The organism is Salinarimonas sp. (assembly GCF_040111675.1).
Lineage (GTDB): Bacteria > Pseudomonadota > Alphaproteobacteria > Rhizobiales > Beijerinckiaceae > Salinarimonas.
The window spans coordinates 1,042,619-1,056,870 of sequence record NZ_CP157794.1 but is presented as its reverse complement, the minus strand read 5'-3'; the positions used below and the strand labels follow the sequence as shown (position 1 = coordinate 1,056,870).

Here is a 14,252-nt window from a genome sequence, read left to right as displayed (position 1 = left end):
TCCAGCCGCGGTCCCGACGCCGCCCAGGAGATCCCGATGCAGCTCACCGGCATCCACCACCTCACCGCCGTCACCGCCGACGCGCCCGGCAATCACGCCTTCTACACGCAGGTGCTGGGCCTCAGGCTCGTGAAGAAGACCGTCAACCAGGACGACGTCTCGGCCTACCACCTCTTCTACGCCGACGGCGAAGCCTCGCCCGGCTCGGACATCACCTTCTTCGACTGGCCGGCGATGCCCGAGCGGCGCGGCACGCATGCCATCAGCCGCACCGGCCTGCGCGTCGCGGGCGAGGCGGCGCTCGGCTATTGGGAGGCGCGCCTGTCCGACCACGGCGCGACGCATCGCGGGATCGAGCGCCGCGACGGCCGTCTCGTCCTCGACGCGGAGGACCCGGAGGGCCAGCGGCTGACCTTCGTCGACGACGGCGGCGCGGGCGAGGCGCATCCCTGGGAGCGCAGCCCCGTGCCGGCCGAGCATCAGATCCGCGGGCTCGGGCCGATCACCATGTCCGTTCCGGAGCTGCGCCCCACCGCCATCGTGCTCACCCAGCTGATGGGCATGCGCGAGGCGCGCGCCTACCAGACGCCGGGCCGCCCCGGCTCGACGACGCACGTCTTCGAGATGGGCCCCGGCGGCCCGGCGGCGGAGCTGCACGTCGCCGTCGAGCACGGGCTCGAGCCGGCGCGGCCGGGCGCCGGCGGCGTCCACCACGTCGCCTTCCGCATCCCGGACGCCGACTATGCCGCCTGGGCCGAGCGCCTGCGCCAGCTGCGCGTGCCCTCCAGCGGGCCGGTGGACCGCTACTACTTCAAGAGCCTCTATTTCCGCGAGCCGAACGGCATCCTCTTCGAGCTCGCCACCGACGGCCCCGGCTTCGCCGTCGACGAGCCCGCCGAGACGCTGGGCGAGCGCCTCGCCCTGCCGCCCTTCCTGGAAGGCCGCCGCGCCGAGATCGAGGCGGGGCTGAAGCCGTTGTGAGGTCGCCTCCCCTCTCCCGTCCGGGCTAGCTGATGCACACGTCTCGCTCGGCGAAGGCGTTCCGCCAGACGGTCGCGACCTGAAGCGTAGAGCGCCGACGGTCTCCACTCGCCCTTGTGGCGAGGGGCCGGGGGTGTGGGTCGTGCAGAACTGCCGCGACCTCGATGCCGCTCGAACCGGGAACGTCGATCTCGTCCCGAGACGTCTCGCGCTGCATCGCGACCCACATCCGCCCCCTTCGGGGGCACCTTCTCCATGAGGGAGAAGGACGAGCGGCTCGCGCCGCTCGCAGATCACGACCAGCGGCGCGGGACGATGCGTGAATCGAGTAGCCCGGATGGGAGAGGGGTTTTCCCGCCCCCGCGACATCCCGCGCGCTTGAACGAAACGCGAACCGCGATAGTCTCGCCCCATGGAGCCCGCCCTCGCCCGCAAGCTGCGCGTCCTCGCCGACGCGGCCAAGTACGACGCGTCCTGCGCCTCCTCGAGCGCGCCCAGGCGCACGTCCCGCACGGACGGGCTCGGCTCGACGGGCGGCAGCGGCATCTGCCACGCCTACACGCCGGACGGGCGCTGCGTCTCGCTGCTCAAGATCCTGCTGACGAACTTCTGCCTCTACGACTGCGTCTACTGCGTCAACCGCCGCTCCTCGAACATCGAGCGGGCGCGATTCTCCGTGCAGGAAATCGTCGACCTGACGCTGAACTTCTACAAGCGCAATTACATCGAAGGGCTGTTCCTCTCCTCCGGCATCGTCAAGAACGCCGACTATACGATGGAACAGCTCATCCGCGTGGCGAAGACGCTACGGGAGGCGCACGGCTTTCGCGGATACATCCACCTCAAGACCATTCCCGAGGCGAGCCCCTTCCTGATCGAGGAGGCCGGGCTCTACGCCGACCGGCTGTCGATCAACATCGAGCTGCCGCAGCGCGATTCGCTGAAGGCGCTCGCGCCGGAGAAGGACGACGCCACCATCCGCGGGGCCATGGGCCGAATGCACGAGCGCATCGCGGAGGCCAAGGCCGAGCGGAAGACGATGCGCTCCGCCCCGCGCTTCTCCCCCGCCGGCCAGTCGACGCAGATGATCGTCGGCGCGGACGCCGCCACCGACGCCGACGTGCTGCGCACATCGACCGAGCTCTACACCGGCTACAGGCTGCGCCGCGTCTACTATTCCGCCTTCTCGCCGATCCCGGATTCGAGCCGGCTGCTGCCGCTCAAGCCCCCTCCCCTGCAGCGCGAGAACCGGCTCTACCAGGCGGACTGGCTGCTTCGCTTCTACGGCTTTTCCGTCGACGAGATCGCGGCCGGCGCGACCGCCGGCATGCTCGATCTCGAGATCGACCCGAAGCTCGCCTGGGCGTTGAAGCACCGCGAGCGCTTCCCCGTCGACGTCAACCGCGCCGATCGCGAGACGCTGCTGCGCGTGCCGGGGCTCGGCGCCAAGGCGGTGGACAAGATCCTCGCCGGGCGCCGCCATCGGCGGCTCACCCTCGACGACGTCGCCCGCCTCTCCGGCTCGGTGAAACGGGCGCGCGCCTTCCTCGTCACCGCCGACCACACCCCGGGCGCGCTCCTCGACCGCCTCGACCTGCGCGCGCGCCTCGTGCAGCCGAAACCCGAGCAGCTGACCCTGTTCTGATGCGCCGCGTCACGCTCCAGCCCGGCGCCGATCTCGACGGCTTCCGACGCGCCGCCCGCGCGCTCGTGGCGGAGGGCGTACCGCCGGACGCGGTGGTGTTCGAGGAGGGCGGGACGAGCCTCATTCCCGAGGCCGATCTCGCCGACGCGCCCCCGCTCTCCCTGCCGAAGAGCGTGCCGCCCATCGTCAGGGACGTCGCGATGCACCGCGATCCGGAGCGCTGGGCGCTGCTCTACCGGCTGATCTGGCGCGTGCTCCACGGCGAGCGGCGGCTGCCGGAGATCGTCGCCGACCCGCTGATGCATCGGCTTCACGTCATGCGCCGCAACATCGGCCGCGACATCCACAAGATGCACGCCTTCGTGCGCTTCCGGAAGGTCGAGGGCGCCGAGCCGGAGCGCTTCGCCGCCTGGTTCGAGCCCGACCACCACATCCTGCGCGCGGTCGGCCCCTTCTTCCGCGACCGCTTCGGCGCGATGATCTGGTCGATCCACACGCCCGACGGCTCGATCCACTGGGATCGCGAGCAGCTCGCCTACGGTCCGCCGGGCCGGCCGGAGGACGCGCCGGCGCAGGACGGCTTCGAGGAGGGCTGGCGGGACTATTACGGCGCGATCTTCAACCCCGCGCGGCTCAACCCCACCGCGATGCGCGCGGAGATGCCGAAGAAATACTGGAAGAACCTGCCCGAGGCCAAGATCATTCCCGATCTCGTCCGAGGCGCGGCCTCGCGCGTTGGGACCATGATGGACAGGGAGCCCACCATGCCCGCGAAGCGCGAGCCCCGCGCCGCCCTCGAGGCGCTCCACGCCCGCGAGAAGCCGCGCTCGCTCGACGAGCTGGCGCGCATGATCCGCGCCTACGTCCCGCCCGAGGGCTATTCCCCCAAGGCCGTGATCGGCGAGGGGCCGATGGAGCCGGTCTTCGCCTTCGTCGGCGAGCAGCCCGGCGACATCGAGGATCTGGAGGGGCGCCCCTTCGTCGGGCCGGCGGGCAAGATGCTGGCGAAGGCGCTGGGCGAGGTCGGCATCGACCGGGACGCCTGCTACGTGACGAATGCGGTCAAGCACTTCAAGTTCGTGGAGCGCGGCAAGCGGCGCATCCACCAGAAGCCCTCGCTCGGCGAGATCAAGCATTATCGCTGGTGGCTGATGGAGGAGCTCGAGCTGGTGCGCCCGCATCTCGTGATCGCGCTCGGCGGCACGGCGCTGACCGCGCTGACGGGCAAGGCCATGCCCCTGATGAAGTCCCGCGGCCCCGCCCGCTTCGCGGACGCGGAGCACGCGCTCCCGGGCTACGTCACGGTCCACCCCTCCTACCTGCTGCGCCTGCCCGACGCCGACGCCAAGGCGAAGGGCTACGCCGACTTCGTGCGCGACCTGAACGAAGCCAAGGCGCTCGCCGCCTGAAGACGCAGCGCGCGAGCGCGCTTCCGGCCGCGATACGCGCCCTTAACGGCCTCGGCGTAGGCTGCGCTCATCGCGTCTCCTGGGAGAGCCCACGATGCGGCGTCGCTTGCTGTTCGGGCTGGTCATGGTCCTCGGGTTCGCCGGGGCGGCGGGCGCGTTCCACTTCGCCCACGCGAGCTTCGTGCGGGCGGCGAACGAGCGCCAGCTCGAGGAGATCGTGGCGCAGGTCGTCACGCGCACCGAGGTCGCGGTCGATCTCGCGGTGATCCAGCTGGGCGAGCTGATGGCGGCGGGCCTGACGCGCTGCGACGGCGCGAGCCTCACCGCGATCCGGCGCGCCGCCTTCTCGGTCGGCAGCCTCAAGGACGTGCACGTGATCGCGCCGGACGCGCACTGCTCCGGCTTCGGCGAGGCCGCCCTGGTCGATCGCGCGCGCGTCCGCGAGGGCGTGCGCCATCCGGGGCGCAACCGCAACATCGCGCTCGCCCGAATCGTCGACCCGGATTGGCGCGGCCTCGGCGTCGCCTGGAACCTCGGCGGCTCCGAGCTCGTGGCCGTGATGACCACCGACGCGCTCCTGTTCGACATGCTGCCCGGGCCTCTGCGGGAGCATGCGGCGATCACCCTGTCGGTCGCGCCGGGCCGCGAGGTGGCGCGCTACGCGCCCATGGGCTGGGAGGCGGAGGGAGCCGGGATCGGCGCGGACGCCCTCGCCCGGTTCGACGCGCGGTCGGCGCGCTATCCGCTCTTCGTCGACGTCGCGGTCGCGCCCGCGGCCCTCGCCGCCTGGAACCGGGAGAGCCGGCCGCTCTTCACGATCGCCGGGCTCCTGTTCGCCGCCCTGTTCGGCTTCCTGCTGGCGCGAGCGATGGCGCCGCCCCGCAGCGAGGTCGACGCGCTGGACGCGGCCTTCGCCCGCGGCGCCATCATCCCGTTCGTGCAGCCGATCGTCGCGCTCGGGACCCACCGCATCGTCGGCTTCGAGATCCTGGCGCGCTGGGTGGAGCGCGACGGGACGGTGATCCCGCCCGCGCGCTTCATCCCGCTCGTCGAGTCGTCCGGGCGTTCCGACCGGCTGCTCGAGACGCTGCTGCACGGGGTCGGCGAGAGCCTCGGCCCGATCCTGCGCGCCCGGCCCGACCTCAAGGCGACGATCAACGCGGCTCCGGACCAGTTCGTCGCCGACGGCTTCCCGCAGCGGCTCGCCGCCATGCTGGAGGCCGCCGGCGTGCCGCCTTCGAGCCTCGTCGTCGAGATCACCGAGCGGCGGGAGATCGCCTCGCCCGAGGCCGCCCGCGCCACCGTCGCGGCGCTGCGGGCGGTCGGCATCGGGGTCGCGATCGACGACGCGGGGACCGGCCACAACGGGCTCGCCACGATCCAGGGGCTCGGCGCGACGATTCTCAAGGTCGACAAGCTCTTCGTCGACCGGATCGACGCCGATCACCGCACCCGCTCCCTCGTCGAGATGCTGGTCCAGGTCGCGCGCGATTTCGAGATGACCCTCGTCGCGGAGGGGATCGAGCGCCCCGAGCAGGCGGCGGCGCTCCTCGCCATCGGCGTGCGCGAGGGCCAGGGCTACCTGTTCGCCCGCCCGATGCCGGCCGGCGCCTTCCCCGCCGCGCTCGCGGCCGAGGCCCCGGAGCCGGCGCGTCCCGCTCCCGCCGCTCTTCGGCTCAGCGCCTGAGCGGTCGCGCTCGCCGGATCGTGAGGGGCGCGCGCCTCCTCTCGCCATCCTCACGCGTTATCTCCGCCCCGACCTCGCCCGCCGGAGACGCTTTTCCCGTGACCTTCCCTCGCCTCCTCGCTCTCCTCCTCGCCCTCGCCCTCCCCCTCCCCGCCCTCGCCCAGGGCGAGGCGCCGCACGGGGAGGCCGCGCCGGTCGAGGACCTTCCCGCCGAGACCGCCCACACCGAAGCCGCCGAACGCCCCGCAGCCGCCCCGCCCGCCACGGATCGCCCCCTCTCCGCCGACGGGATGCGCCTGCCCGAGCCCGTCACCACCCGCCACGAGATCGCGCTGGACGGCGAGACCCTCGCCTTCGACGCCACCGCCGGCGTTCTGACGCTGAAGAGCGGGGGCGGCGAGGAGGAGGCGGACATCGCCTATGTCTCCTACGTGCTGGAGGAGGCGGACGCGGCCTCCCGGCCGGTGACCTTCGTGGTCAACGGCGGACCCGGCGCCGCCTCGGCCTATCTGCATCTCGGCGCGCTGGGACCGTGGGTGCTCTCCTTCGGCGAGGAGACCATCGTCCCCTCGGCGACGCCGTCCCTGGTCGAGAACCCCGACACCTGGCTCGCCTTCACCGATCTCGTCTTCGTCGACCCGGTCGGGACCGGCTTCTCACGCCTCGTCGCGCCCACCGACCGCAGCCGCGATCGCTACCTGTCGGTCTCCGGCGACATCGCCGCGCTCGCCGACTTCGTCTTCCGCTGGTCGGTGGAGAACGGCCGCACGGCCTCGCCCAAGGCGGCGGTGGGCGAGAGCTACGGCGGCTTTCGCATGCCGCTCCTCGCCGACGAATTGACGAGCGAGCGCGGCATGGCGCTCTCGGCGCTGATCCTGGTCTCGCCGGTGCTCGATTTCGCCTGGCTCGGCGCCGGCCAGACGAATTTCATGGGGCAGGTCGCGCTCCTCCCCTCGCTCGCCGCCGCCGCCCTCGACAAGGCGGGCGAGACCTCCCGCGCGGACCTCGCCGAGGTCGAGGCCTACGCCACGGACGACTACGTCGCCGACCTGCTCGCCGGCCTCTCCGACGCGGCCGCCGTCGAGCGGGTGGTCTCGCGCATCGCGGCGCTCACCGGCCTGCCCGCCGATCTCGTGCGCCGGCAGGCCGGGCGGCTCGACGCACGCCTTCTCGCCCGCGAGCTCTATCGCGCGGAGGGCCGCGTCGCGAGCCTCTACGACACGGGCGTCACCACGCCCGATCCCGCCCCGGCCCGCGCCTTCCCGCGCTACCGCGATCCGGTTCTCGACGCGCTGACCGCGCCGCTCACCGCCGCGGCGCTGACGCTCTACGCCGACAAGCTCGGCTGGACGCCGGAGCGGCCATACGTGCTGCTGAATTCCGGCGTCTCCGGCGCCTGGGACTACGGCTCCGCCCGCTCCGCGCCCGAGAGCCTCTCCGAGCTGGCGACGGCGATGGCGCTCGACGAGAGCCTGCGCGTCGTCGTCGCCCACGGCCTGACCGATCTCGTCACGCCCTATTTCGCCTCGACGCTGCTGCTGCGCCAGCTGCCGGCGGCGCTCGCCGCACGGGTCGCGGAGGAGACCTATCCCGGCGGCCACATGTTCTACACCCGCCCGGCCAGCCGCGCCGCGCTCGCCGCGGCGGCGCGGGGGGCGATCGTGGGGGAGTGAGGGACCTCCGCCGGGACACGTCGATCCGCACCAACCGGTGACGTACCCATTCCCGTGGACATTCCGGCTTTTCCCGCCGGCCGTGTCGCGCGTGGCCTTGCGCGCGCACGGATCTTGCTTGACCGTGCGACCCGAGATCGAGCCGGAAAGCGCGCGCCCGTGTCCATCCTCGTCGCCCTGCACCACGTCACGCACTACAAGTACGACCGGCCCATCGGCATCGGCCCGCAGGTGATCCGGCTGCGGCCGGCGCCGCATGCGCGCACGCGCGTGCCGAGCTACGCGCTGAAGGTGCAGCCCGCCAATCATTTCATCAACTGGCAGCAGGACCCGCACGGCAACTGGCTCGCCCGCCTCGTCTTTCCCGAGAAGGCGCGCGAATTGAAGATCGAGGTCGACCTCACCGCAGACATGGCGGTGTTCAACCCGTTCGACTTCTTCGTCGAGCCCTCTGCCGAGACCTTCCCCTTCGCCTACGCGCCGGAGCTCGCCACCGAGCTGAAGCCCTATCTCGAGCCCGAGGCCGGCGGGGCGCGGCTGGAGCGCTTCCTGACGGAGCTCGATCTCGCGCCCCAGAACACGGTCACCTTCCTCGTCGGGCTCAACGCCAGCATCCGGGAGGCGGTGCGCTACATCGTGCGCATGGAGCCCGGCGTGCAGACGCCGGAGGAGACGCTCACGCTCGGCTCCGGCTCCTGCCGCGATTCGGCCTGGCTGCTCGTTGCGGTCCTGCGCCGGCTCGGCTTCGCGGCACGCTTCGTCTCCGGCTACCTCGTCCAGCTGAAGGCCGACATCGACCCGATCGAGGGGCCGATGGGGACGGACCACGACTTCACCGACCTCCACGCCTGGGCCGAGGTCTACATCCCCGGCGCCGGCTGGATCGGCATGGACGCGACGTCCGGCCTGTTCTGCGGCGAGGGCCACATCCCGCTCTGCGCGACGCCGCACTACCGCTCCGCCGCGCCGATCACCGGCGCCACCGACCCGGCCAACACCGAGTTCGGCTTCGAGATGCACGTGACGCGCATCCTCGAGGCGCCGCGGGTGACGCGGCCCTTCGACGAGGCGGCCTGGGCGGCGCTCGACGCGCTGGGGCGCCGGGTGGACCAGGATCTCGTGGCGCAGGACGTGCGCCTCACCGTGGGCGGCGAGCCGACCTTCGTGTCGATCGACGACCCCGACGGGGCGGAATGGAACATCGACGCGGTCGGCCCGACGAAGAAAGGCCGCGCCGACACGCTGATCCGCCGGCTGCGGACGCGCTTCGCGCCGGGCGGCTTCCTGCATTACGGGCAGGGCAAATGGTATCCCGGCGAGAGCCTGCCGCGCTGGGCCTTCGGCCTCTACTGGCGCCGCGACGGCGAGCCGATCTGGCGCGACGTCGACCTCATCGCCACGGAGGACGGCACGCAGCCGAAGGCGCCGCCTGCTGCGGCGAAGGCCTTCATCGAGGGGCTGGCCGAGCGCATGCGGCTCCCCGGCGGCTACGCCCAGCCGGCCTACGAGGACCCGGCGCATTGGCTGATGAAGGAGGCCGAGCTGCCGGAGGGCGTCGACCCCTCGAACCCGGCCCTGAAGGACCCCGAGGAGCGCGCGCGGATGATGCGCGTGTTCGAGCGCGGCCTGACCGAGCCCGCGGGCTTCGTGCTGCCGATCCAGCGCTGGAACGCGGCCGACGGATCGCGACGCTGGCGTTCGGAGCTCTGGCGCACGCGCCGCGGCAAGCTCTTCCTCATTCCAGGCGATTCGCCGGTGGGCCTGCGGCTGCCGCTCGCCTCGCTGCCCTTCATCGAGCCCGAGCACTACCCCCACATCCACCCGCGCGATCCGCTGGAGCCGCGCGGCGCGCTGCCGTCCTATCCCCGGCCCGGGCGCGATCCCGCGGCCAGGAGCCAGGCCGTCGCCCCGCAGAACGCGACGGGCGAGGCGGTGCGCACGGCCCTGTCGGTCGAGGTGCGCGACGGGATCACCCACGTCTTCATGCCGCCGGTGGAGCAGGTCGAGGACTATCTCGAGCTCCTCGCCGCGGTGGAGGCCACCGCGCGCGAGACCGGCCTGCCCGTGCGGATCGAAGGCTACACGCCGCCCTACGACCCGCGCGTCGAGGTGATCAAGGTCACGCCCGATCCGGGCGTCATCGAGGTGAACGTCCAGCCGGCGGCCTCCTGGGAGGAGGCGGTGGCGATCACCACGGGCGTGTACGAGGAGGCCCGGCTCGCGCGGCTCACCGCCGAGAAGTTCATGGTCGACGGCCGCCACACCGGCACCGGCGGCGGCAACCACGTGGTGCTCGGCGGCGCCAGCCCGCCGGATTCGCCCTTCCTGCGCCGGCCGGACCTCCTGAAGAGCCTCGTCCTCTACTGGCAGCGCCACCCCTCGCTGTCCTACCTGTTCTCCGGCCTGTTCATCGGCCCGACGTCGCAGGCCCCGCGCATGGACGAAGCCCGCGACGACGCGCTCTACGAGCTCGAGATCGCGCTCGCGCAGGTGCCGGACCCGGAGGTGGGGCACATCCCGCCCTGGCTCGTCGACCGGCTGTTCCGCAACCTCCTCGTCGACGTCAGCGGCAACACACACCGGGCCGAGATCTGCATCGACAAGCTCTATTCGCCCGACGGCCCGACGGGCCGGCTCGGCCTCGTCGAGTTCCGCGGCTTCGAGATGCCGCCGGACGGGCGGATGTCGCTCGCTCAAGCGCTTCTCCTGCGCGCCATCGTGGCCTGGCTCTGGCGCGAGCCGCAGGGCGGGCGGCTGGTGCGGTGGGGCACGAGCCTGCACGACCGCTTCATGCTCCCGCACATGGTCAAGGCGGACTTCCGCTCCGTCCTCGCCGACCTTCGGGAGGCGGGCTATGCCTTCGAGGAGAGCTGGTTCCAGGCGCAGTGGGAGTTCCGCTTCCCGCTCTACGGCCGGGTCGAGCACGGCGGCGTCGCGCTCGAGTTGCGCCAGGCGCTGGAGCCCTGGCACGTCATGGGCGAGGAGGGCGCGATCGGCGGCACGGTGCGCTACGTCGACAGTTCCGTCGAGCGGCTCGAGGTGCGCGCGACGGGCATCGTGCCGGGCCGACACGCCATCGCCTGCAACGGCCGGCGCCTGCCGATGACCTCCACCGGCCGCGCCGGGGAGGCGGTGGCCGGCGTGCGCTACAAGGCTTGGCAGCCGCCCTCGGGGCTGCATCCGAACATCCCGGTCCACGCCCCGCTCACCTTCGACGTGATCGACACCTGGAACCGCCGCTCGCTCGGCGGCTGCGTCTACCACGTCGCCCATCCCGGCGGGCGCAATTACGAGACCATGCCGGTCAATTCCTACGAGGCCGAGGCGCGCCGCCTCGCGCGCTTCCAGGATCACGGCCATACGCCGGGCCGCGTCATGCCGCCGCCGGAGGAGCCGCCCTCCGAGTTCCCGATGACCCTCGACCTGCGCAGGCCCCCGTCGTGACGGCGCTCACCCAGGCGGAGGCGCGCGAGCTTCTCCACGGCCTGAGCCGCTGGACGGAGGGCTACGCGCCGCTGCCCGGGGCCGCCGACGAGCTGATCGGGCCGGACGGACGTCCCCGCCCCGCCTGGGAACGCCTCGCCGCCGCGCTCGGGCCGATGAGCCCGACGGACCTCGCCCGCGGCTTCGGCTCGGCCGAGCGGCACGTGCGCGAGGCGGGGATCTCCTACCGCGTCCACGGCGAGGCGGCGGACCGGCCCTGGCCGGTGGCGCATCTGCCGATCGTGATCGCCGCCTCCGAATGGGCCGCGCTCGCCGCCGGGGTCGAGCAGCGCGCGCGGCTGATGGAGGCGCTCCTCGCCGAGATCTACGAGGGCGACGGCGCCGAAGAGGGCGCGCCGCCGCCGGCGGCGATCGTGGGCAGCCCGAACTACCTGCGCCCCCTCGCCGGCATCGCCCCGCCCGGCGGGCGACATCTCTCGCTCTACGCCGTCGATCTCGGCCGCGGGCCGGACGGGCGCTGGTGGGTGCTCTCCGACCGCACCCAGGCGCCCTCCGGCGCGGGCTACGCGCTCGAGAACCGCATCGTGCTCTCGCGGGTCTACCCGGCCCTGATGGAGCGGTTGCGGGTGGAGCGCCTCGCGCCGTTCTTCTCCGCCTTCCGCGACGGGCTCGCGGCCTCGGCCGCGCGCGCCCAGCCGCGCATCGGGCTGCTCACGCCCGGGCCGTTCTCGGAGACCTATTTCGAGCAGGCGACGCTCGCGCGCTATCTCGGCCTCCCGCTGGTCGAGGGCGACGATCTCGTGGCGCGGGACGGGTCGGTCTACGTGCGCACGATCTCGGGCCTCAAGCGCATCGACGTGCTCTGGCGGCGCGTCGACGGCGATTATTGCGATCCGCTCGCGCTCTCCGCCGCCTCGCGGCTCGGCGTGCCGGGCCTCGTCGCGGCCCTGCGCGCCGGCGGCGTCGCCATGGCGAACATGCCGGGCTCGGGCGCCGTCGAGAGCCGGGCGCTGATGGGCTTCATGGCCGCGCAATGCCGGCGGCTCCTCGACGAGGAGCTGGCGCTGCCCAACATCGCGACCTGGTGGTGCGGCGAGCCGAGGGCGCGCGCGGAGGCGCTCGCGCGCATCGACGAGCTCGCCGTCGGCGACGCCTTCACCGGCGCGCCGCTGCGCCTCGGCGCGGAGCTCGACGCCGACGCCCGCGCGGCGCTCGCGGCGCGGATCGCGGCCCGTGGCGTCGACGTCGTCGCGCAGGACGTGGTGCGGCTGTCGACGACGCCGGTCTGGCGGGGCGGACGCCTCGAGCCGCGGCCCTTCGTGCTGCGCGTCTACGCCGCCGCGACGCCGGACGGCTGGACGGTGATGCCAGGCGGCTTCGCCCGCATCGCCGAGCGCCCGGACGCGCGGGCGATCTCCATGGGCGAGGGCACGCTCTCCGCCGACGTCTGGGTGCTCGCCGACCGCCCGGTGGCGCCGGTCTCGCTCGTCCCCGAGCCGCGGGTGCGCCGGCTCTTCGGCCACCTGCCGAGCCGCGCGGCGGACGACCTGTTCTGGCTCGGCCGCTATCTCGAGCGCGCGGAGGCGACGGCGCGGCTCGTCGCGGCCCTGGCCGGCGCGCGGCTCGACGGGCGCGGCGGCGGGCCCGGCGCGGCGACGCAGACGCGGCTGGAGGCGCTGGTCCTGGCGCTCGGCGCGGTGGAGGAGCCGGAGGACGGCGTCGTCGAGGCGGACATCGCCCGCGCCGCCCTCGACGGCCTCGGCGCGTCGGCCTCGGTCGCGGCCTCCATCGCCTTCGCCCGGCGCGCGGCGGCGCATCTGCGCGACCGGCTCGCGCCGGAGGCCTCCCGCCTCGTCGCGGAACTCGGCGACGTCGCGCGCCCCGCCGCGGGCGAGGACGCCTCGCCCCGCGCCGACGCCCTCGACCGGGCGCAGGCCCTGCTCACCGCCTTCGCCGCGATCGCGGGGCTCAGCCACGAGAACATGACCCGCTCCGACGGCTGGCGCATGCTCGACATGGGCCGGCGGATCGAGCGCGCCATCGCCACCTGCCGCTTCGCCGGGGCGCTCGCCGGCGCGGACGCGACGAGCGCCGATCTCGACGCCCTGCTCGACCTCGTCGACTGTCAGATCACCTACCGCACCCGCTACCTGATCGGCCCCGCCCTCGCGCCGGTGCGCGACCTCGCGCTGCTCGACCCGTCGAACCCGCGCTCCCTCGCCTTCCAGGTCGAGCGCCTGCGCGAGCACGTCGACGCGCTGCCCGTCCTGCGCGAGGACGGCCTGCCGGAGCCGCCGCAGCGCCGGGCTCGCGCGCTGGCGAGCGCGCTCGCGACGGCGGAGGCGGAGAGCCTCGACGCCGCCGCCATCGCGGGCTTCGAGCAGGACCTGCTCGCGCTCGCCGACGCGATCGGCACGCGCTACTTCCCCCACGGCGCCGCAGCCGAGCGGCCCGAGAAGCTCACGGGCCTGTCGTGATCTACCGCATCCGCCACGTCACGACCTACGCCTACGAGGCCCCCGTCGCCACGGCCCGCTGCGTCCTGCGGCTCACGCCCAGGACGGCGCCGGGCCAGGAGCGCCTCGCCTCGCGGGTGCGGATCGCGCCGGAGGCCCGGCTCTCCGAGGAGACCTGCTTCTTCGGCGCGACCCTCACCCACGCCGCCATCGACGCGCCCCATCGCGCGCTCGTCATCGAGGCGACGGCGCGCGTCCACGTCACCCGCGCCGTTCCCGCGGCGCCTGCGGACGATCCGCCGGTCGCGGCGGTGCGCGCCGCCGCCGCCGGGAGCCGCGCGCGCGGGGCGGACGCGCCGGTGCACGGCCTGTTCCCGAGCCAGGCGGTGCCGATCGCCGACGAGATCACGGAGTGGGCCGCCGCGTGCCTCCCCGAGGACGGCGGGGTCTTCGCCGGCGCGGCGGCGCTCATGGCGCGCATCCGCGACGGCTTCTCCTACGCCCCGGGCGAGACCGACGTCGCCACGCCGACGCTCGATGCCTTCCGCGCCCGCGCCGGGGTCTGCCAGGATTTCGCCCACGTGATGATCGCCGGCCTGCGGGGGCTCGGGCTCCCCGCCCGCTACGTCTCGGGCTACCTGCGCACGATCCCGCCCGAGGGCGAGGAGCGGCTCGTCGGCGCGGACGCGACCCACGCCTGGGTCGACGTCTGGTGCGGCGCGGATCTCGGCTGGATCGGCTTCGACCCGACCAACGCCCTCCTCGTCGGCCCCGACCACATCGTGCTCGCCTTCGGCCGCGACTACGCCGACGTCTCGCCGGTCGACGGCGTCGTCGTCTCCAGCGGCGGCCAGAGCCTCACGGTGAGCGTCGACGTCGCGCCGGAGGGGTGAGACTTCGCACCGAAACGCCCCGCAAGCCCCGCGCAAGCTCGCCCGCCCACTCTCGCAGCCATGA

8 protein-coding genes are annotated in these 14,252 nt (G+C 73.5%); all 8 read left to right on the top strand.

What is annotated here, in order from left to right; genetic code table 11:
* Positions 1 to 36 precede the first annotated feature (36 nt).
* The 8 genes from ABL310_RS04865 (at position 37) to ABL310_RS04830 (ending at position 14,188) form a co-directional block, all read left to right on the top strand.
* On the top strand, positions 37 to 981 hold the full coding sequence (locus ABL310_RS04865) for a ring-cleaving dioxygenase (RefSeq protein WP_349370571.1): 945 nt from the start codon (positions 37 to 39) through the stop codon (positions 979 to 981).
* A gap of 412 nt (positions 982 to 1,393) precedes the next feature.
* Complete coding sequence (locus ABL310_RS04860; protein WP_349370570.1) at positions 1,394 to 2,626, top strand: putative DNA modification/repair radical SAM protein; 1,233 nt, start codon at positions 1,394 to 1,396, stop codon at positions 2,624 to 2,626.
* A complete protein-coding gene (locus tag ABL310_RS04855) occupies positions 2,626 to 4,035 on the top strand; it encodes a UdgX family uracil-DNA binding protein (RefSeq protein ID WP_349370569.1) in 1,410 nt (469 codons plus the stop codon). Before ABL310_RS04860 ends, ABL310_RS04855 begins: the two co-directional genes overlap by 1 nt.
* Positions 4,036 to 4,129: 94 nt before the next feature.
* Complete coding sequence (locus tag ABL310_RS04850; protein WP_349370568.1) at positions 4,130 to 5,722, top strand: EAL domain-containing protein; 1,593 nt, start codon at positions 4,130 to 4,132, stop codon at positions 5,720 to 5,722.
* A gap of 98 nt (positions 5,723 to 5,820) precedes the next feature.
* Positions 5,821 to 7,395, top strand: coding sequence for a peptidase S10 (locus tag ABL310_RS04845; protein WP_349370567.1), 1,575 nt, complete (start codon positions 5,821 to 5,823; stop codon positions 7,393 to 7,395).
* Positions 7,396 to 7,554: 159 nt separating this feature from the next.
* On the top strand, positions 7,555 to 10,839 hold the full coding sequence (locus ABL310_RS04840) for a transglutaminase family protein (protein ID WP_349370566.1): 3,285 nt from the start codon (positions 7,555 to 7,557) through the stop codon (positions 10,837 to 10,839).
* Complete coding sequence (locus tag ABL310_RS04835) at positions 10,836 to 13,316, top strand: circularly permuted type 2 ATP-grasp protein (RefSeq protein ID WP_349370565.1); 2,481 nt, start codon at positions 10,836 to 10,838, stop codon at positions 13,314 to 13,316. Before ABL310_RS04840 ends, ABL310_RS04835 begins: the two co-directional genes overlap by 4 nt.
* Positions 13,313 to 14,188: a transglutaminase family protein gene (locus tag ABL310_RS04830; RefSeq protein WP_349370564.1), complete on the top strand. Its 876-nt coding sequence runs from the start codon at positions 13,313 to 13,315 to the stop codon at positions 14,186 to 14,188. Before ABL310_RS04835 ends, ABL310_RS04830 begins: the two co-directional genes overlap by 4 nt.
* Positions 14,189 to 14,252 lie beyond the last annotated feature (64 nt).